We start from the raw sequence: 18,451 nt of genomic DNA, 5'->3' as shown, positions 1-18,451 counted from the left end.
CCGCGCGTCACCGGCCCCCGGGCCGCTTCACCCGGCGCTCGCGGGCACTGATCGCTACGCTCGGCGTCCGTGAGAGCCATCCGCCGCTTCACCGTCCGCACCGTCCTCCCGGCTCCCCTCGCGCCGCTGGGGGAGCTCGCGAGCAACCTGCGCTGGTCGTGGCACAAGCCCACGCGGGACCTCTTCGAGTCGATGGACCCCGCCGCCTGGGCCGCGGTCCACCGCGAGCCCGGTGCCCTCCTGGGTGCCCTGAGCACGGAGCGACTCGACGAGCTGGCCGCCGACGACGCCTTCGTGCAGCGCGTCCAGAAGGCCGCCGCGGACCTGCGCGACTACGTCGAGCGCCCCGGCTGGTACGCCGGTCTCGGCTCCGACGCGCCCAGGGCCATCGCCTACTTCTCGATGGAGTACGGCATCACCGGCGCCCTGCCGCAGTACTCCGGCGGCCTGGGCATCCTCGCCGGCGACCACCTGAAGTCCGCCAGCGACCTCGGCGTGCCCGTCGTCGGCGTCGGCCTCTTCTACGCCACCGGCTACTTCAAGCAGTCGCTGTCCCGCGACGGCTGGCAGCAGGAGACGTACCCCGTCCTCGACCCCGACGGGCTGCCGCTGTCCCTGCTGCGCGAGGCCGACGGGACCCCCGCCAGCGTCAGCATCGGCCTGCCCGGCGGCCGCACCCTGCACGCGCACATCTGGCGCGCGCAGGTCGGGCGCGTCCCCCTGCTGCTGCTCGACTCCGACGTGGAGGAGAACGACGAGGCCGCCCGCGGCATCACCGACCGCCTCTACGGCGGCGGCGGCGAGCACCGCCTCCAGCAGGAGCTGCTCTGCGGCGTCGGCGGTGTGCGCGCCCTGCGGGCCTGGTCCCGCATCACCGGTGCGCCCGCGCCCGAGGTGTTCCACATGAACGAGGGCCACGCCGGCTTCCTCGGCCTGGAGCGCATCCGGGAGTACGTCGCCGAGGAGGGCCTGAGCTTCGACGAGGCGCTGGAGGCCGTGCGCGCCGCCACGGTGTTCACCACCCACACCCCCGTCCCCGCCGGCATCGACCGGTTCGGCCGCGACCAGGTCGAGATGTACTTCGGCGGCGCCGGCGGCATGCCCGGCGTGCCGCTGGAGCGCGTCCTCGCCCTCGGCGCGGAGAACTTCCCCGGCGGCGACCCGGGCGTGTTCAACATGGCCGTCATGGGCCTGCGCCTGGCCCAGCGCGCCAACGGCGTCTCGCAGCTGCACGGCGCCGTCAGCCGCGGCATGTTCACCGGCCTCTGGCCGGGCTTCGACGCGCCGGAGGTGCCCATCACCTCCATCACCAACGGCGTGCACGCGCCCACGTGGGTCGCGCCGGAGATCATCAGCATGGCGAAGCAGCACATCGGCTCCGACTTCGTCAGCACCGGGGACGGCTTCGACAAGGTCGAGCAGATCCCCGACGAGGAGATCTGGCGCACCCGCCGCGTCCTGCGGGCCCGGCTGGTGGCCGACGCCCGCACGCGGCTCAAGCGCTCCTGGCTGCAGCGCGGGGCGAGCGAGGCGCAGCTCGGCTGGATCAAGGACGTGCTCGACCCCGACGTCCTCACGATCGGCTTCGCGCGCCGCGTCCCCACCTACAAGCGGCTCACCCTCATGCTGCGCGACCCCGAGCGGCTGACGGCGCTGCTGACCCACCCCGAGCGGCCCGTGCAGCTCGTCATCGCCGGCAAGTCCCACCCCGCCGACGAGACCGGCAAGCGCCTCATCCAGCAGATGGTGCGCTTCGCCGACGACGCGGGCGTGCGCCACCGCATCGTGTTCCTCCCGAACTACGACATCACCATGGCGCTGACGCTCTACCCGGGCTGCGACGTGTGGCTGAACAACCCGCTGCGCCCCTTCGAGGCGTGCGGGACGTCCGGCATGAAGGCCGCCCTCAACGGCGGGCTGAACCTCTCCATCCTCGACGGCTGGTGGGACGAGTGGTTCGACGGCGCCAACGGCTGGGCGATCCCCACCGCCGACGGCGTGGAGGACCCCGACCACCGCGACGACATCGAGGCCGCGGCGCTGTACGACCTCATCGAGAACTCCGTGGCGGCGCGCTTCTACGACCGCGACGAGCGCGGCCTGCCCGCCCGCTGGATCGAGATGGTCCGCCACACCCTCGCCTCGCTGGGACCGAAGGTCCTCGCGAGCCGGCAGGTGCAGGACTACGTGCAGCAGCTCTACGTCCCCGCCGCCGCGGCCGGGCGCGCGGCGACCGCCTCCGGCGCCCAGCGCGCGCGCGACCTCGCCGCCTGGAAGCGGGATCTGCGCTCCTCCTGGAGCGGGGTGCGCGTCGACCACGTCGAGTCCACCGGCGTCAGCGACTCCCCGCAGGTCGGGGACGCCATCGAGGTCCGGGCGTTCATCTCCCTCGGCGGTCTCGACCCCGCCGACGTCCAGGTGCAGGTCGTGCACGGGCGGGTCTCGGAGTCCGACGAGCTCACCGTCGCCGGCGTCCTGCCGCTCGAGCACGCCGAGACCTACGAGGGCGGGCGCCACCGCTACGAGGGGCACCTGACCCTGCGCCAGACCGGGCCGTTCGGCTACACCGTGCGGGTCCTGCCCCGCCACGAGGGCCTCGCCACCCCGGCAGAGCTGGGGCTCGTCGTCAACGCCTGACCCTCGCGCCGCGCGCAGGAGGCCCGTCCCCTTCCAGGGGGCGGGCCTTCCGCGCGTCGGGAGCAGCGGGGACGGGGGACACCCCCTTCGGGGGGCGGCCCGGCGCAGCGGCGGCTCGGGCCGCGGCGGCGGCTCAGGCGGTGGCCAGCACCCGCAGCGACCACGGCCCCACCACCGTGCGGGCGCCCGCCTCCAGCGGGTCGCCGCCGCTGCGGGGCACCGAGCCGCGCGCCGGGGCGCTGCTGTCCCAGCGCGGCAGGAACTCCTCGACGCCCTCCACGACCGGCAGCACCACCTCGGCGGGCTCCGACCAGCCGTGCAGCACGAGCAGCACCGACGCCTCCTGCCGCTCCCGCCCGTCGACGAGCACCTGCAGCACCCGGCAGGCGGGGTCGTGCCAGCGCTCCACGCTCATCGGCTGCCCGTCCGCGCCGAACCACAGCAGGTCGTGGCGGCTCTCCCGCGGCGGCCGGCCCGGCACGGTGCCCCCGTGCCGCAGCACCGGGTACTCCCGGCGCAGGGCCAGCAGCGCCCGGGTGTCGGCCAGCAGCGACTCCTGCCACGGCTCCAGGTCCCAGCCGACCCACGACACCTCGTTGTCCTGGCAGTAGGCGTTGTTGTTGCCGCCCTGGCTGCGGCCGAACTCGTCCCCCGCGGTGATCATGGGAACGCCCGTGGACAGCACCAGCGTCGCCATCAGGTTGCGCATCGAGCGCCGCCGCGCCGCCAGCACGTCCCGGTCGGCGGTCGGGCCCTCCACGCCGTGGTTGAAGCTCGTGTCCGAGTCGCTGCCGTCGCGGTTGCCCTCGCCGTTGGCCTCGTTGTGCTTGCGGTCGTAGCCCGTCAGGTCCGCCAGCGTGAACCCGTCGTGGGCGGTGACGAAGTTGACGCTCGTCAGCCGCCCCCGCTGCGGGTCGAAGGTGTCCGCGGAACCGGCGAACCGGGTGGCGAACTCCCGCACCCCGCGCCCCGGCGCGTCCGGCACGCCGTGCCCCGCCGCGGCCTGGCGGGCGTCGGTGAGCCAGAAGCGGCGCACCCCGTCGCGGAAGCGGTCGTTCCACTCCGTCAGCGGCGGCGGGAACTGGCCCGTGCGCCAGCCGTAGGGGCCGATGTCCCACGGCTCGGCGATGAGCTTCGTCTCCGCCAGCACCGGGTCCGTGGCCAGCGCCACCAGGAAGGGGTGGTCCGGGGTGTAGCCGTCCCGCCCGCGCGCCAGGGTGGTCATCAGGTCGAAGCGGAAGCCGTCCACGCCCAGCTCGGACACCCAGTACCGCAGCGAGTCCAGCGCCTGCTGCACCACCCGCGGGGAGCGGAAGTCCAGGGAGTTGCCGCAGCCGGTCACGTCGAAGGGGCGCCCCGCCGCGTCGCGCAGGTAGTACGTGCGGTCGTCGAGGCCGCGCCACGACAGCGTCGGCCCGTCCGGCCCCGCCTCGCAGGTGTGGTTGTAGACCACATCGAGGATCACCTCGAGGCCCGCGGCGTGCAGGTCGCGCACCATCCGCCGGAACTCCGCGCGCGCCGCCTCCGGGCCCGCCGCGCGCGCCGCCGCGGTCGCGTACTCCGGCTCGGGGGCGAAGAAGCCGAGCGTGCTGTAGCCCCAGTAGTTCACCGCACCCCGCTGGCGCAGGCCGACCTCGGTGGACTTCGCGTGCACCGGCAGCAGCTCCACCGACGTCACCCCGAGGCGGAGCAGGTGCTCCACCACCGCCGGGTGCGCCAGGCCCGCGTAGGTGCCGCGCAGCTCCTCGGGCACGCCGGGCAGCAGCTTCGTCAGGCCCTTCACGTGCGCCTCGTAGAGGACGGTGTCCGCCCACGGGACGTGGGGCCGCTCGTCGGGGGTGACGGCCTCCTCCGCGTCCAGGGGGCCGAGGACCACCCCGCGCGGCACGAACGGGGCGCTGTCGCGCGGGTCGCGCACCGTGGGGTCGCCGGTCAGGGTCGCGGCGACGGTGTGGGCGAAGATCTCCGGCCGCAGCCTCACCTCACCGCTGATGCCGCGGGCGTAGGGGTCCAGCAGCAGCTTCGCGGGGTTGTGCCGCAGGCCCCGCTCCGGCTCCCACCGGCCGTGCACCCGGAATCCGTAGCGGGTGCCCCGGCGCATGCCCGGCACGTGCCCGGACCAGATGCCGTGCTCGACGTCGGGCAGCGGCACGCGGTGCTCGGCGCCGGCCTCGTCGAACAGGCAGACCTCCACCGCGTCGGCGTGGGCGGCGAGCACTGCGACGTCGGCGCCGTCCCCGCGCACGGTGGCGCCGAGGGCGGCTGGGCGGTGTCGGGGAGTCGGGGCGGGCACCGCCGCAGTCTGCCGCAGGCCGCGCCGGGGCTGCGAGGTGATCCCCCGCGCGGCCGTGATCCGCCCGGCGTCGATCCTCGACCGATCGACGTTCTCGCCGTGGGACCGGCCGGAACGTCGACCGACCGGGGATCACCGCAGCACGCCGAGTCGTCCACACGTGGCGCGGCCCAGCACCGGTGTCCACAGCCGCAGCCGCAGGCGCTCCGGCACCGCTGTGGTGGCCGAGCCTCGTGCCGTGACCAGACGATGGGACGACGACTGGCAGCCACCGGTCGCCGTCGACCAGGCGGGGGTGTTCACCGTCGCCCAGGCAGTGGCCGCGGGGATGCCCGAGCGGACGGCCCACCGCCGTGCGCGGTCGCTGTGGGTGCAGGTCGGGGGCCGCGGCTACCGCCTCGGGGCCGCAGGGCCTCCCGCGCTGCAACAGGGGTGGGCGGCCGTGCTCACGTGGCCGACCGCGGTGCTGGCCGGTCCGACCGCTGCTGCCGTGCACGGCATGCCCGTGTCCGCGCCCGATGCCGCTCACGTCCTCCTCCCTCGCCATCCGCGGCGGCGCGCCGGTCTCGTCGCGCACGTCGCAGTGCACCCAGCGGCTGAGGTCACCACCGCCCACGGGCTGGTGCTGACGACGCCGCCACGCACGGTGCTGGACTGCCTGCGCTGGTCCCTGGACCCCCGTGCCGCCGAGGACCTGCTGGCCTGGGCGTGCACCCGGCGGGTTCTGGACCGCCGGGCGCTGGCCGCGGCCGTGCGGCGCCACCACGGCTGCTCGGGCACCGCGACGCTGCGCAGGGCGCTGGCCCCGACGGCCGGAGGCGCGGTGAACGGCGCGGAGCGGCAGCTGCACCGGGTGCTGCGCGCGGCGGGGCTGCGCGGCTGGCGCGGGGGTGCGCGGGTGGAGCTGCCGGACGGCTCGGTGGCCGTGGTGGACGTCCTCTTCGACCGGGAGCGGGTCGTCGTCGAGCTGGACGGCTACGCGGCCCACAGCGGCCAGCGGGCGTTCGTGGGGGACCGACGGCGGCAGAACGCCCTCGTCGCGGCCGGCTTCACGGTCCTGCGCTTCGCCTGGGAGGACGTGCACGGGCGCCCCGCGGTGGTCACCGACCAGATCCGATCGGTCCTCCGGCCGCACAGCCAGGGTTGATCCCCCGTCTGTCGACGGTTCCGCCACGAGAACGGCAGAACCGTCGACCGCGACGGGATCATGCCGGCGAGCACCGCCGGGACGGGCGCGGCCCGCGGCCGACCTAGACTTCCTCACCGTGCCGGCGTTCCTCGACCACGCGTCCACGACGCCGCTGCGCCCGGAAGCCGCCGCCGCCGTCGTGGAGGAGCTCGGGCACGTGGGCAACGCCTCCTCGCTGCACAGCTCCGGGCGGCGCGCCCGCCGCGTCGTGGAGGAGTCCCGCGAGGCTCTCGCCGAGGCCGTCGGTGCCGGGGTCAGCGAGGTCGTGCTGACCTCCGGCGGCACGGAGGCCGACAACCTCGGCGTCAAGGGCCTGTACTGGGCCCGGCGCGCGGCCGACCCGCGCCGCCGCCGCATCCTCGCCGGTGCCGTGGAGCACCACGCCGTGCTCGACGTCGTCGAGTGGCTGGCCGAGCACGAGGGCGCCGAGGTGACCTGGCTGCCCGTGGACACCGTCGGCCGCGTGGACCTCGACGCCCTCGCCGCCGTGCTGGCCGAGCACGCCGACGAGGTCGCCCTGCTGACCCTGATGTGGGCCAACAACGAGGTGGGCACGCTGCAGCCGGTGCAGCGCGCGGCGGAGCTGGCCCACGCGGCGGGGGTTCCCGTGCACACCGACGCCGTGCAGGCGGTGGGCCACGTGCCCGTGGACTTCGCCGCCTCGGGGGCGGACTCCCTGGCGCTGTCCGCCCACAAGTTCGGCGGGCCCGTGGGCGCCGGTGCGCTGGTGCTGCGCCGCGGCCTCGACCTCGTCGCCGTCCAGCACGGCGGCGGGCAGGAGCGCGGGGTGCGCTCCGGGACCCTCGACGTGCCGTCGGTGCGGGGGATGGCCGTCGCCGCCGCCGCGGCCGTCGCCGAGCTGGGCTCCGAGGCCCGCCGGCTGGGCGCGCTGCGCGACGAGCTGGTCGCCGGGCTCCTCGACGCCGTCCCCGGGGTCGTCGTGCGCGGCGACCCCGACCCCGCCGGGCGGCTGCCCGGCCACGCGCACGTCACCGTGCCCGACTGCGAGGGCGACTCCCTGCTCTACCTCCTCGACGCGCGCGGCGTGGAGTGCTCCACCGGCTCCGCCTGCCAGGCGGGGGTGCCCCGGCCCAGCCACGTCCTGCTCGCGATGGGCCTGGACCCGCTGGAGGCCCGCGGGGCGCTGCGCTTCTCCCTGGGCCGCACCACCACCGCCGCCGACGTGGAGGCCGCCGTCGCCGCCTTCGCCCCGGCCGTGGAGCGGGCGCAGCGCGCCACCCGCGCAGCCCGGACCCGCAGGGCCTCCTGATGCGGGTGCTGGCAGCGATGAGCGGCGGCGTCGACTCCGCCGTGGCCGCCGCGCGCGCCGTGGACGCGGGCCACGAGGTCGTGGGCGTGCACATGGCCCTGTCGCGGCAGCCGGGCACCCTGCGCACGGGCGCGCGCGGCTGCTGCACGATCGAGGACGCCCGCGACGCCCGTCGCGCCGCCGACGTGCTCGGCATCCCGTTCTACGTCTGGGACCTGTCCGAGACGTTCGTGGCGGACGTCGTGGAGGACTTCGTCGCCGAGTACGCGGCCGGGCGCACCCCGAACCCGTGCGTGCGCTGCAACGAGCGCATCAAGTTCGCGGCGCTGCTCGACAAGGCCCTCGCCCTCGGCTTCGACGCCGTCTGCACCGGCCACTACGCGCGCGTGGTGCGCGCACCCGACGGCGGGGCGCGGCTGCACCGCGCCCGCGACCGCGCCAAGGACCAGTCCTACGTCCTGGCCGTCGTCGCGCCCGCGGAGCTGGAGCACTCCCTCTTCCCGCTCGGGGACGCCGAGAGCAAGGACGAGGTGCGGGCCGAGGCGCAGCGGCGCGGGCTGGCGGTCGCCGCCAAGCCGGACAGCCACGACATCTGCTTCATCCCCGACGGCGACACCCGCGGCTTCCTGCGCCGGCACCTGGGGGAGCAGCCCGGGGAGGTCGTCGACGCCGCCGGTGAGGTGGTGGGCACCCACGCCGGCACGTACGGGTTCACCGTCGGGCAGCGCAGGGGTCTCGGCGTGGACCGCCCGGCTCCCGACGGGCGTCCCCGCTACGTGCTCTCGATCAGCCCCGCCGAGCGGCGCGTCGTCGTGGGCGCCGCGGAGGAGCTGCGGGTGCGCCGGCTGCTGGCCGCCTCGCCGGTGTGGGGCGGGGACGCGCCCGAGGGCCCCGTGGAGGTCGCCGCGCAGGTCCGGGCGCACGGGGAGGCCGTCCCGGCGCGCGCCCGCGTGGTGGCCGGGCAGGTGGAGGTGCTGCTGCACGAGCCGCTGACGGGCGTGGCGCCGGGGCAGACGGTGGCGCTCTACGTCGGCGACCGGGTGCTGGGCTCCGCCACGATCACGACGACGGCCCGGGACTGAGCCCGGGCCGTCGTCGTCGGGGGAGCGGGGGCTCCCCTCAGGAGGGCGCCTCCGTGCGGGCGAAGACCTTGCCGTAGAGCAGGGCCGCGAGCACCCCGCCGAGGATCGGGCCGGCGAAGTAGACCCACAGGCTCGTCAGGTTGCCCGCGACGACCGCCGGGCCGAACGCCCGCGCCGGGTTCACGGCCCCACCGGTGATCGGGGCCGCGACGAAGATGCACACCGCCAGCGCCGCACCGGCCGCCACGGGGGCGATCGCCGCGGGGGCGCGGTCGTCCGTGGCGACGGACATGACCACCAGGACGAGCACGAAGGTGATGAGCGCCTCGACGAGGAGGGCGCGCACGTCGGAGACCCCCTCGGCGGGGAGCGTGACGGCCAGCCCCGCGTCCTCGCGCGCGGCGGGTCCGTACATCGCCCACACCGCCAGGGAGGCCAGCACCGCGCCCACGAGCTGCGCGCCCAGGTAGACGGGCACCGCCTTCCACGGGAAGCGCCCCGCACTGGCCAGGCCGAGGGTCACGGCCGGGTTCAGGTGGCACCCGGAGACGTGCCCGAGACCCGCCGCGAGCGCCGTGAGTGCCAGCCCGAAGGCCAGCACGACCGCGAGGAGGTCGTACCCGGGGGCCTGTCCCACCAGCCATCCCATGGCCGTGGCCGTCCCCGCCAGGACGAGGACGAACGTGCCGACCAGTTCCGCTGCGCCGGCCCGGGCGACGTGTCGGCCCGGGGTGCTCCCGTAGAGCCCGCGTGAGCTGGTCGCCCCGTGCACGGCCAGCCTGTCGGCGTGGCGACTGCCCACTGCTTCTCCTGCCATGGTCCACCTCTCGGCGTCACCGACCGCCGAGACGGCGACCGGGCGCAGTCGACGTCTACGCAGGAGAGCGACTACCCGGGTGCGGCCCACCCAAACAGGAGGGCGGCGCGTCGCCGCCGGGTCGTCTCCACCGTCTCGGTGAGAGCGCGAGCACGTCTCCGTCTAGGGTCGGCGCATGGAGACGAGGACCCTGGGCAGGACCGGTCGTCAGGTGGGCGTGGTCGGGCTGGGCTGCTGGCAGCTCGGCGCGGACTGGGGCGCGGTGAGCGAGGACGACGCCCTCGCCACGCTGGGGGCGGCGGTGGAGTCCGGCGTGACGTTCCTCGACACCGCCGACGTCTACGGCGACGGCCGCAGCGAGCAGCTCATCCGCCGCTTCTGCGAGGCCGAGCCCGGCGCCGGCGTCGTGGTCGCGACGAAGATGGGCCGCCGCGCCGACCCCCACGTGAGCGAGCAGTACACGCGGGAGAACTTCCGCGCCTGGAACGACCGCAGCCGAGCCAACCTGGGCGTCGAGACCCTCGACCTGGTCCAGCTGCACTGCCCGCCCACCCCCGTCTACGACCGCGACGAGGTGTTCGACGCCCTCGACGAGCTGGTCGCCGAGGAGCGCATCGCCGCGTACGGGGTCTCGGTGGAGACGGCGGCGGAGGCGCTGCGGGCCATCGCGCGGCCGGGTGTGGCCAGCGTGCAGATCATCCTGAACTGCCTGCGACTGAAGCCGCTGGACGAGGTGCTGCCCGCGGCCCGGCAGGCCGGCGTCGGCATCATCGCCCGGGTGCCGCTGGCGTCGGGGCTGCTGTCGGGCAAGTACGACGAGAGCACGACGTTCGCCGCGGACGACCACCGCACCTACAACCGCCACGGCGAGGCGTTCGACGTGGGCGAGACGTTCTCCGGTGTGCCGTTCGAGGTGGGCGTGCAGGCCGCGCGGCGCCTGGCGCAGGTCGCCGGGGACGTGCCGCTGGCGGCGTTCGCGCTGCGCTGGATCGTCGACCAGGAGGGCGTGAGCACCGTCATCCCCGGCGCCCGCAACCCCGACCAGGCCCGGCGCAACGCCGCCGCGGCCGGTCTGCCGCCGGTCACCGCGGAGCAGGCGGCGGCGGTGCGCGCCGTCTACGACGAGCTGGTCGCGGAGCACGTGCACTCCCGCTGGTGAGCCGCCGCCCCGGCCCACCCGTCCCGTCCGGGCCTCGCCCGGCGGGAGGGGTGGGCCGGGTCGTCAGTGCCCGGCGAGCTGCGTCAGCGCGTGGATGAGCACCCCGACGAGACCACCGACGACCGTGCCGTTGATGCGGATGAACTGCAGGTCCCGGCCCACGTGCAGCTCGATGCGGCGGGCGGCGTCCGCCCCGTCCCAGCGGGCGACCGTGTCGGAGATGACCGTCGCGAGCTCCGGGGCGAACCTGCGCACCAGGTGCCCCGCGGCGTCCACGACGTGGCCGTCGATGCGCCCCCGCAGCGCGTCGTCGTCGAGGAGGCGCTGAGCGAGGTCGCGCAGCGCCTTCACCGCCCGCAGCCGCAGCTCGCTGCCGGGGTCGGCGACGGCCTCGGTGAGCAGGCGCCGCACCGTTCCCCACAGTCCCGCGAGGGTGTCGCGCACGTCGGGGTGGGTGAGCAGCCGCCGCTGGAACTCCAGTGCGCGGGCGCGGGTCGTGGCGTCGTGCTGGAGGTCCCTCGCGAAGCGGGCGAGCAGGTCGTCGATGGCCTTGCGGCCGGAGTGGTGCTGGTCGGCGAGGGCGTCGGTGACCCAGCGCAGCGCCTCGCCGTGGACGCGGCGGCCGATGCGCTCGTCCAGCCACCCCGGCGTCCACGAGGGGGCGCGCTCCATGACGAGGGCCATCACGGTGTGCTCGTTGCGGTCCAGCCAGCGCTGCGCCTCGCGCAGGCAGACGTCCACGACGGGGTGGTGGGTGCCGTCGGCCACGACCTGCGCGAGCAGCCGGCCCGCGGCGGGGCTCCACGGCTCGTCGGCGAGGCGCTGCAGCACCACCTGGTCGAGCAGGATCGCGACCTCGTCGTCCTTGAGCAGCTTCAGCCCGCTGCCGACGACGACGGCGGCCTCCTCCACGGCGCGTTCGGCGCTGCCCGGGCGCACGAGCCACTCCGCCAGCCGGCGGGTCACCTCGGCCCGCGCCACCTTGTCGCGCACGACCTCCTCGGCGAGGAAGTTGGAGGAGACGAACTCCTCCAGGCTCTGCCCGAGGGCGTCCTTCTTGCGGGGGATCAGCCCGGTGTGGGGGATGGGCAGCCCGAAGGGGCGCCGGAAGAGCGCGGTGACGGCGAACCAGTCCGCGACCGCCCCGACCATGGCGGCCTCCGCGGCGGCGTTGACGTAGCCGAGCGCGCCGTCGGTGCCGATGGTGAGGGCGTAGACCACGGCGGCCAGGACGAGCAGGCTGCCGGCCACGACGCGCATGCGGCGCAGCGCCGCCCGCCGCTCCTCGTCCGCGGCGGACAGCAGGAACGGCACGACCGGCGGCGGCGTGGCGGGCGGGGACGGGGCGGGCGCTGTCACGGGGTCATCCTGCACGGGAGGCAGGGCCGCGACGACCCGGCACCGGGGGCACCGGGCGGTCGCGGCCCGCGTCGCCGCGTCAGCCGACGAGCAGTTCGCGCAGGTCCTGCCGGGTGCTCTTGGCCTGCATCCGGCCGGGCTGGGGCAGGCCGGTGCCGGCGCAGGTCACGTCGCCCGCCGGCGCCTGGCCGGTGGCGAGGAAGCGGTCGACGAGCTCGTCGAGGCAGGGGTTTCCGATGCTGGCGTAGAGGGCGTGGTCGCCCTCGCCCTCCACCAGCACCAGGCGGGAGGTGCCGAGGGCCTCGTGGGCGCGCCGCGCCCCCTCGACCGGGGTGGCGGGGTCGTGCTCGGACTGCACGATCAGCAGCGGCGGCAGGTCCCGCCCGTCCGGCTTCGGCAGGCTCAGCGGCGGGCGCCGCCAGTACCCGCACGGCTGCTGCGTGGTGCTCCAGCCGACGAGGGGGTAGCGCTCGCCCTGCCGCTGCCCGAGGGCGTTCCAGAAGCGCTGCCCCCGTGACCACGCGGTGTCGTTGCAGGTGATGGTGAGGAACGTGGCGGCCTGGGCGTCGGCGGCCTGGTCGAGGGTGCCCTGCCGCGGCAGCGGCGAGGTCATGGTGCCCCGTCGGGGGAGCAGGTCGCGCACCGCGGGGCCGGCCTGGGCCTGCAGGCGCAGCAGCTCGCCCTTCTCCTGCATCGGCAGGAGGTCGGAGATCAGCCGCAGCAGGCGCATGGTGGTGGCGAGGTCCTCGAAGGCGGTCTTGCTGTACATCGACTGCGCCACCATCCCGTCGAGGGTGGTGCCGTCGACGCGGCCCACGAGGGGCAGCTCCAGCGGCCGGGCGACGAGGTCGGCGCGCAGCCGCTCGTAGGACGCGTTCACCTCCTGCGGGGTGCGGCCGAGGCGGAAGCGGGCGTGGTGCTGCGCCGCCCACGGCTGGAAGTCGCGGGTGAAGCGGCGGTGGAAGCCGAGGGGCTGGTCCTCGGCGAAGACCTGCTGGAACGGTGCGGCGACGTCGACGGAGGAGTCGAGGACGAAGCGGCCGACGCGGGCGGGGAAGTAGGTGGCGTACTGCGCCCCGAGCCAGGTGCCGCCGGAGTAGCCGACCCAGTCGACCTGGTCGCGGCCGAGGACGGCGCGCACGAGGTCGAGGTCGGCCACCGTCTGCTCGGTGTTGACGAACGGGGCGAGCGGCGACGTGGAGCTGCAGGCGCGGGCGACCTGCCGCATCACCCGCGCCGTGTGCGCCAGCGCCTGCGGCGAGCGGTCGCGGGCGTCGGGGAGGTGCAGGTCGGCGTCGTCGAGGCCGCAGGTGACGTTGGTGCTGGCGCCGGTGCCGCGCACGTCGACGCCGACGACCTCCGACGTGCCGGCGAGGGCGGGGCGGCCGGCGAGGATCAGCGGCATGAACAGCCCGGGCCCGCCGGGACCGCCGGGGTTGGTGAGGACGGTGCGGGCCGGGCGCGGGCCGTCGCTGCGCAGGCGGCTGATCGCGACGGTGACCTCCTGCCCGTCGCCGGGGGAGTTCCAGTCGCGGGGCGCGCGCACCGCGGCGCACTCCAGCGCGGGCAGGAGGTCGGCGGGAGCGGCGGTGTCGGGGCAGGGCCCCCAGGTGAGCCGCTGCTCGCGCAGGTGGACGGGGGTGCGGGCGGTGAACTGCCGCTGCGCCTCCTCCAGGCCGGCCGGGCGGGCGGTGGCGAGGGGGCTGAGCGGTGCGTTGCCGGGCAGGACCTGCGTCGGCGGCGGCTGCGTCGGCGGCGGCTGCGTGGGCGGGGCCTGCGTGGGCGGGGCCTGCGTCGAGGTGGACTGCGCGGCCCGGGTGGCGCGGGCGAGGGTGGGGGCGGCGGTGGCCGGCACGGCGGTCGAGGCGACCAGCGCGGTCGCCAGGACGGCGACGGCGCCCCCCGCCGCCGTCCGGTGGAGCCGCGTGGTGGGGGCTGGCATCGTCTGGTCCTCCTGGGGCGCGGGTAGCGTCGGGCCCGTGCAGTCTTCCGACGGCGACCAGGCGGCCCATCCGACGATCGGTGACGAGAGCCTCCCCCTCCCGTCGTCCCCGCGATCACCATCCGGGTCGACTTCCCCGTTGACGCGCGGGGATCTCGCGGGCCGGGCGACGGGGCTGGGCCCGCTGCCGGGCGCCGACCCCCGCGAGGCGTGCGCGATGGTGTTCGGGGAGTTCGGGTCCGGGCACCTGCCGCACCTGCCCCAGTTGCCGCAGCGCGGCGCGGGCGCCGATGCCGTGGGCCGCGGGGCGTGCCTGCTGGAGGGCCTGGCGGTGGACCTGCAGCCGTCGGGCTGGCGCTTCGTGGACCGCCCCGGCCGGGACGTGGAGCGGGCGCGCAGCTTCCTGCGGGCGGACCTGGACGAGCTGGCGGAGGCCGCCGACGGCTACTCCGGCCCGCTGAAGGTGCAGGTGGCCGGGCCGTGGCTGCTGGCCGCGAGCATCGAGCTGACCCGGGGCGAGCGCTCGGTGGCCGACCCGGGGGCGCGCCGGGACGTGGTGGCGTCCCTGGCCGAGGGCGTCGCGGCGCACGTGCGGGACCTGCGCCGGCTCGTGCCGGGGGCGCGGCCGGTCGTGCAGGTCGACGAGCCGGTGCTGCCGGCGGTGCTGGCGGGCAGGCTGCCGACGGCCAGCGGCTACGGGCGGCTTCGGGCGGTGGAGCGGCAGGAGGTCGAGCAGGGCCTGCGGGCGGTGCTGGCGGCGGCGCGCGGGGCGGGGGCGTTCACGGCGGTGCGGGTCGCGGGCGAGGAGGTGCCCTGGGCGCTGCTGCGCGGTGCCGGCACCGGGGCCGTCGCGGTCGACGTGGCCGGGCTCGGCGCGAGCGGCTGGGAGTCGGTGGCCGCGACCGTGGAGGGCGGGGTCCAGCTGTGGGCGGGGGTGCTCCCCCCGCAGGGCGAGGTCCCGGCGGTGGGTGCCCTCGTCGACGCCGTGCGGGTGCCGTGGCGGCGGGTCGGGCTGCCCGCGGCGGAGCTGGCGCAGGTGGTGCCGACCCCCGCCGTCGGGCTGGTGGACGTGGCGCCGGCGGCGGTGCAGGGGCGGCTGCGGCGGCTGCGGGAGGTGGCGTCGGCGCTGCAGGAGGCGGCGGCCGGCTGACGGGGGCGACTGCTCCGGACGTGCGCTCGCTTGACGTCGCGGCGGGCGCTTCGCGGAAGATGTCGCCATGACGACCTCAGCGGTGCCCGCGTGCGCCGTGGCGCTCTCCGCAGCGCTCGTTCCCGTGGTGCCCAGCCCCCTCGTGCGCTTCCGCGACGCCGACGTCGCGGACGTGCCGGACGTGGTGGCCCTCGTGGAGTCCGCCTACCGGGGGGAGGCGAGCCGGGAGGGCTGGACGACGGAGGCCGACCTGCTCGACGGTCAGCGCACCGATCCCGAGGGCATCGCCGAGCTGCTGGCCGACCCGGCGGGGGTGGTGCTGCTCGCGGAGTCCGACGACGACGGCCTGCTGGGCTGCTGCAACCTGCAGCGGCGTGGTGGGGTGGCCTACTTCGGCCTGTTCGCGGTGCGCCCGCGTCGGCAGGGCGGCGGGCTGGGCAGCGCGCTGCTGGCCGAGGCGAGTCGGCGGGCGCGGCAGGAGTGGGGCTGCACGGCGATGGAGATGACGGTGCTGCGCCAGCGGGAGGAGCTGCTGGCCTTCTACCGGCGTCGCGGCTTCGCGGAGACGGGGGAGCGGGTGCCGTTCCCGTACGGGCAGGAGCGCTTCGGCCTGCCGCGCCGCGACGACCTGGAGATGTTCGTGCTGCGCCGGTCCCTCGTGACCCCGGGCTGACGGCACCGGCCGCCGGTCCGCGCGGCGCCTGCCGGGTGGGCGTCGGTGGTGGGCGGCAAGATGGCGGGCGTGAGCGAGACCGAGGTGGCCGAGACCGAGTCCGCAGCCGAGTCCGCGGCCGAGGCGCTGTCCGGCGCTGCCGCGTCGGCGGAGGAGCAGGCGCCCGTGCCCGCCGAGGCGCGGCACCGCTGGCAGGAGCTGGTCGAGCGCCTCAACGCCGCCCGCTTCGCCTACTACGTCCGCAGCGCGCCGGTGATGTCCGACGCCGAGTACGACCGCCTGGAGCGGGAGCTGCGGGAGCTGGAGGAGGAGCACCCCGGTCTGCGGACTCCCGACTCGCCGACGCAGACGGTCGGCGGGACCTTCTCCACCGAGTTCCGCCCGGTCGACCACCGCCAGCGCATGCTCAGCCTTGACAACGCCTTCGACGAGGCGGAGCTGCGGCTGTGGCACCAGCGGGTCGGCAGGGAGGGCGGCGAGGGCGCCCACCTGCTGTGCGAGCCCAAGATCGACGGCCTGGCGATCAACCTGCTCTACGAGGACGGCCGGCTCGTCCTGGCCGCCACCCGCGGTGACGGGCGCACCGGCGAGGACGTGACCCTCAACGTGCGCACGATCGACGACGTCCCGGAGCGGCTCACCGGCGAGGCGGTCCCGGCCGTGCTGGAGGTGCGCGGCGAGGTGTTCTTCGAGGTCGGCGCCTTCGAGGAGCTGAACGCGGGCCTCGTCGCGGCCGGCAAGGCGCCGTTCGCCAACCCCCGCAACGCCGCGTCGGGGTCGCTGCGGCAGAAGGACCCGCGCATCACCGCCACCCGGCCGCTGCGGGTGCTGGTGCACGGCGTGGGCGCCCGGGAGGGCTTCGAGCCGCCGTCGCAGTCCGCGGCGTACGAGGCGCTGGCCGCCTGGGGGCTGCCCGTCTCCTCGCGGGTGCGGGTGTTCGAGGACCTCGACGGCGTGCTCGGCTACGTGGCGCACTACGGCGAGCACCGCCACGACGTGGAGCACGAGATCGACGGCGTGGTCGTCAAGGTCGACGAGATCGCGCTGCAGCGCCGGCTCGGCTCGACCAGCCGCGCGCCCCGCTGGGCCATCGCCTACAAGTACCCGCCGGAGGAGGTGATGACGAAGCTCCTCGACATCCGGGTCAACGTCGGCCGCACCGGCCGGGTGACGCCGTTCGCGTTCATGGAACCGGTGCTGGTGGCCGGGTCCACCGTCAGCCTGGCGACGCTGCACAACGCCGACGAGGTGCGCCGCAAGGGGGTGCTCATCGGTGACACCGTGGTGCTGCGCAAGGCCGGTGACGTCATCCCCGAGGTCCTCGGCCCGGTGGTGGACCTGCGCCAGGGCGGCGAGCGCGAGTTCGTGATGCCGACGCACTGCCCGGAGTGCGGCTCGCAGCTGCGCCCGGAGCGGGAGGGCGACAAGGACATCCGCTGCCCGAACTCCCGCTCCTGCCCCGCGCAGCTGCGGGAGCGCCTCTTCCACGTCGCCGGTCGTGGGGCGTTCGACGTCGAGGCGCTCGGCTACGAGGCCGCCACGGCGCTGTTGGCGGCGGGGGTCGTGGAGGACGAGGGCGACCTGTTCTCCCTCGCCGAGGACGACCTGCTGCGGGTGCCGCTGTTCACGAACAAGAACGGCAGCCTGTCCGCCAACGGCCGTCGGCTGCTCGCCAACCTGGAGAAGGCGAAGGCCCAGCCGCTGTGGCGGGTGCTGGTGGCGCTGTCCATCCGGCACGTCGGCCCGACGGCGGCCCGCGCCCTGGCCGGGCGCTTCGGCAGCCTGGGCGCCATCTGCGCCGCGAGCGCGGAGGAGCTGGCGGCGGCGGAGGGCGTCGGCCCCGTCATCGCCGAGGCGCTGCGGGAGTGGCTGGCCGTCGACTGGCACCAGGCCGTCCTGACCAAGTGGCGCGAGGCGGGGGTGCGCACGGAGGACGAGCGCGACGAGTCGGTCCCGCGCACGCTGGAGGGCCTGACGGTCGTGGTCACCGGCTCGCTGCAGGGCTTCAGCCGGGACGAGGCGAAGGAGGCGATCCTCGCCCGCGGCGGCAAGGCGTCGGGGAGCGTGTCGAAGAAGACGTCCTTCGTGGTCGTCGGTGAGGCGCCCGGCACCAAGGCGGACAAGGCGGAGCAGCTGGGCGTCCCGGTCCTCGACGAGGACGGCTTCCGGGCGCTGCTGGAGTCGGGCCCGGCCGCGGTGGCTCCCGAGGAGGTCGCCGCCGATACCGCCGATACCGCCGATGCGGAGACCGGCGCGGAAGCCGGAGCGCAGGACGGCGCGGGCGACGACGCGGGGGCGGGGGCCCCGTGAGCATCACCGTGCGGGCGGCGCGCCCGGAGGAGCTCGAGGCCGTCGGCGGGCTCTGCGAGGAGGCCTACCGGGTCGAGGGGTACCTCGACGAGGACCCGACGGCGCAGGCGTACGTCGCGAAGCTGCGGGACGCGGCGGGCCGGGCCCGCGACGCCCGGCTGCTGGTGGCGGTGGACGCCGCCGGCGCCGTGGTCGGCACGATCACCTACGCCCTCGCCGGCACGCCGTGGGCGCAGATGGCGGGTCCCGGCGAGGCGGAGCTGCGGATGCTGGCGGTCGACCCGGGCGCGCGCGGCCGGGGCGTGGCGGAGGCCCTGACCCGGCGCGCGGTGGCGGAGGCGGCCGAGGCGGGAGCCCGGCGGGTGGTGCTGTGCAGCCTGCCGGCGATGCACGCGGCCCACCGCCTCTACGAGCGGCTCGGCTTCTCCCGCACGCCGGAGCTGGACTGGGCGGACGGCGAGGTCGCGCTGCTCGGCTACGCGCTCTCCGTGGCCGCCACCCGCCCCGGCTCGGGTCCTGCGGGGCACGAGTTCTCGACGAGAGGCTGACGCCGCGAACGGGGGCAGGGCG

Annotated in this window: 13 protein-coding genes; 9 read left to right on the top strand and 4 right to left on the bottom strand. The window is 76.1% G+C overall.

The features are described from left to right. The first annotated feature begins 69 nt into the window (after window positions 1-69). Window positions 70-2,637: an alpha-glucan family phosphorylase gene (glgP, locus tag CLV92_RS01655; RefSeq protein ID WP_104431012.1), complete on the top strand. Its 2,568-nt coding sequence runs from the start codon at window positions 70-72 to the stop codon at window positions 2,635-2,637. A 133-nt stretch (window positions 2,638-2,770) separates the two neighbouring features. Here glgP and glgX read toward each other — a convergent pair whose 3' ends face one another. Beyond that, window positions 2,771-4,930, bottom strand: a complete 2,160-nt coding sequence (glgX, locus tag CLV92_RS01650; RefSeq protein ID WP_170112706.1) for a glycogen debranching protein GlgX — start codon at window positions 4,928-4,930, stop codon at window positions 2,771-2,773. Between the two features lie 238 nt (window positions 4,931-5,168). Here glgX and CLV92_RS01645 point away from each other — a divergent pair, with 238 nt between their 5' ends. The 3 genes from CLV92_RS01645 to mnmA all read left to right on the top strand — a co-directional run bounded on the left by CLV92_RS01645 (window position 5,169) and on the right by mnmA (window position 8,471). Continuing rightward, the gene (locus CLV92_RS01645) at window positions 5,169-6,077 is read left to right on the top strand and encodes a DUF559 domain-containing protein (RefSeq protein ID WP_104431010.1); all 909 of its coding nucleotides are present in this window, start codon (window positions 5,169-5,171) and stop codon (window positions 6,075-6,077) included. A gap of 118 nt (window positions 6,078-6,195) precedes the next feature. Then, entirely contained in the window at window positions 6,196-7,389 is a 1,194-nt protein-coding gene (locus CLV92_RS01640; RefSeq protein WP_104431009.1) for a cysteine desulfurase family protein, read from the top strand. Then, on the top strand, window positions 7,389-8,471 hold the full coding sequence (gene mnmA, locus CLV92_RS01635; protein ID WP_104431008.1) for a tRNA 2-thiouridine(34) synthase MnmA: 1,083 nt from the start codon (window positions 7,389-7,391) through the stop codon (window positions 8,469-8,471). The genes CLV92_RS01640 and mnmA overlap by 1 nt, the downstream gene beginning before the upstream one ends. A gap of 37 nt (window positions 8,472-8,508) precedes the next feature. On the opposite strand, the gene CLV92_RS01630 is transcribed toward mnmA, so the two are convergent. After that, the gene (locus tag CLV92_RS01630; RefSeq protein ID WP_104431007.1) at window positions 8,509-9,288 is read right to left on the bottom strand and encodes an MIP/aquaporin family protein; all 780 of its coding nucleotides are present in this window, start codon (window positions 9,286-9,288) and stop codon (window positions 8,509-8,511) included. 175 nt (window positions 9,289-9,463) lie between these two features. Between CLV92_RS01630 and CLV92_RS01625 the strand changes: the two genes are divergently transcribed. Continuing rightward, a complete protein-coding gene (locus CLV92_RS01625; protein WP_104431006.1) occupies window positions 9,464-10,447 on the top strand; it encodes an aldo/keto reductase in 984 nt (327 codons plus the stop codon). Window positions 10,448-10,510: 63 nt separating this feature from the next. Here the strand turns inward: CLV92_RS01625 and CLV92_RS01620 are convergent, their stop codons facing one another. Both CLV92_RS01620 and CLV92_RS01615 read right to left on the bottom strand, forming a co-directional pair. Continuing rightward, entirely contained in the window at window positions 10,511-11,806 is a 1,296-nt protein-coding gene (locus CLV92_RS01620) for a DUF445 domain-containing protein (protein WP_245886320.1), read from the bottom strand. 79 nt (window positions 11,807-11,885) lie between these two features. Further along, window positions 11,886-13,748, bottom strand: coding sequence for an alpha/beta hydrolase (locus CLV92_RS01615; RefSeq protein WP_104431005.1), 1,863 nt, complete (start codon window positions 13,746-13,748; stop codon window positions 11,886-11,888). Between the two features lie 139 nt (window positions 13,749-13,887). Between CLV92_RS01615 and CLV92_RS01610 the strand changes: the two genes are divergently transcribed. The 4 genes from CLV92_RS01610 to CLV92_RS01595 all read left to right on the top strand — a co-directional run bounded on the left by CLV92_RS01610 (window position 13,888) and on the right by CLV92_RS01595 (window position 18,429). Beyond that, complete coding sequence (locus CLV92_RS01610; protein ID WP_170112705.1) at window positions 13,888-14,898, top strand: uroporphyrinogen decarboxylase/cobalamine-independent methonine synthase family protein; 1,011 nt, start codon at window positions 13,888-13,890, stop codon at window positions 14,896-14,898. 67 nt (window positions 14,899-14,965) lie between these two features. Then, the gene (locus CLV92_RS01605; protein ID WP_104431004.1) at window positions 14,966-15,571 is read left to right on the top strand and encodes a GNAT family N-acetyltransferase; all 606 of its coding nucleotides are present in this window, start codon (window positions 14,966-14,968) and stop codon (window positions 15,569-15,571) included. A gap of 60 nt (window positions 15,572-15,631) precedes the next feature. Beyond that, entirely contained in the window at window positions 15,632-17,881 is a 2,250-nt protein-coding gene (gene ligA / locus CLV92_RS01600; protein ID WP_104431274.1) for an NAD-dependent DNA ligase LigA, read from the top strand. Then, the gene (locus tag CLV92_RS01595; protein WP_104431003.1) at window positions 17,878-18,429 is read left to right on the top strand and encodes a GNAT family N-acetyltransferase; all 552 of its coding nucleotides are present in this window, start codon (window positions 17,878-17,880) and stop codon (window positions 18,427-18,429) included. Before ligA ends, CLV92_RS01595 begins: the two co-directional genes overlap by 4 nt. The last annotated feature ends 22 nt before the right edge of the window (window positions 18,430-18,451 follow it).

The sequence above is a fragment of the Kineococcus xinjiangensis genome (assembly GCF_002934625.1).
Lineage (GTDB): Bacteria > Actinomycetota > Actinomycetes > Actinomycetales > Kineococcaceae > Kineococcus_A > Kineococcus_A xinjiangensis.
This window is presented reverse-complemented; position numbering and strand designations above follow the sequence as displayed.

Coding starts and splice junctions, on each gene's coding strand:
- mnmA (WP_104431008.1), top strand. CDS start 7,389: ATGCGGGTGCTGGCAGCGATGAGCGGCGGCGTCGACTCCGCCGTGGCC.
- CLV92_RS01630 (WP_104431007.1), bottom strand. CDS start 9,288: ATGGCAGGAGAAGCAGTGGGCAGTCGCCACGCCGACAGGCTGGCCGTG.
- CLV92_RS01625 (WP_104431006.1), top strand. CDS start 9,464: ATGGAGACGAGGACCCTGGGCAGGACCGGTCGTCAGGTGGGCGTGGTC.
- CLV92_RS01615 (WP_104431005.1), bottom strand. CDS start 13,748: ATGCCAGCCCCCACCACGCGGCTCCACCGGACGGCGGCGGGGGGCGCC.
- CLV92_RS01605 (WP_104431004.1), top strand. CDS start 14,966: ATGACGACCTCAGCGGTGCCCGCGTGCGCCGTGGCGCTCTCCGCAGCG.
- ligA (WP_104431274.1), top strand. CDS start 15,632: ATGGCGGGCGTGAGCGAGACCGAGGTGGCCGAGACCGAGTCCGCAGCC.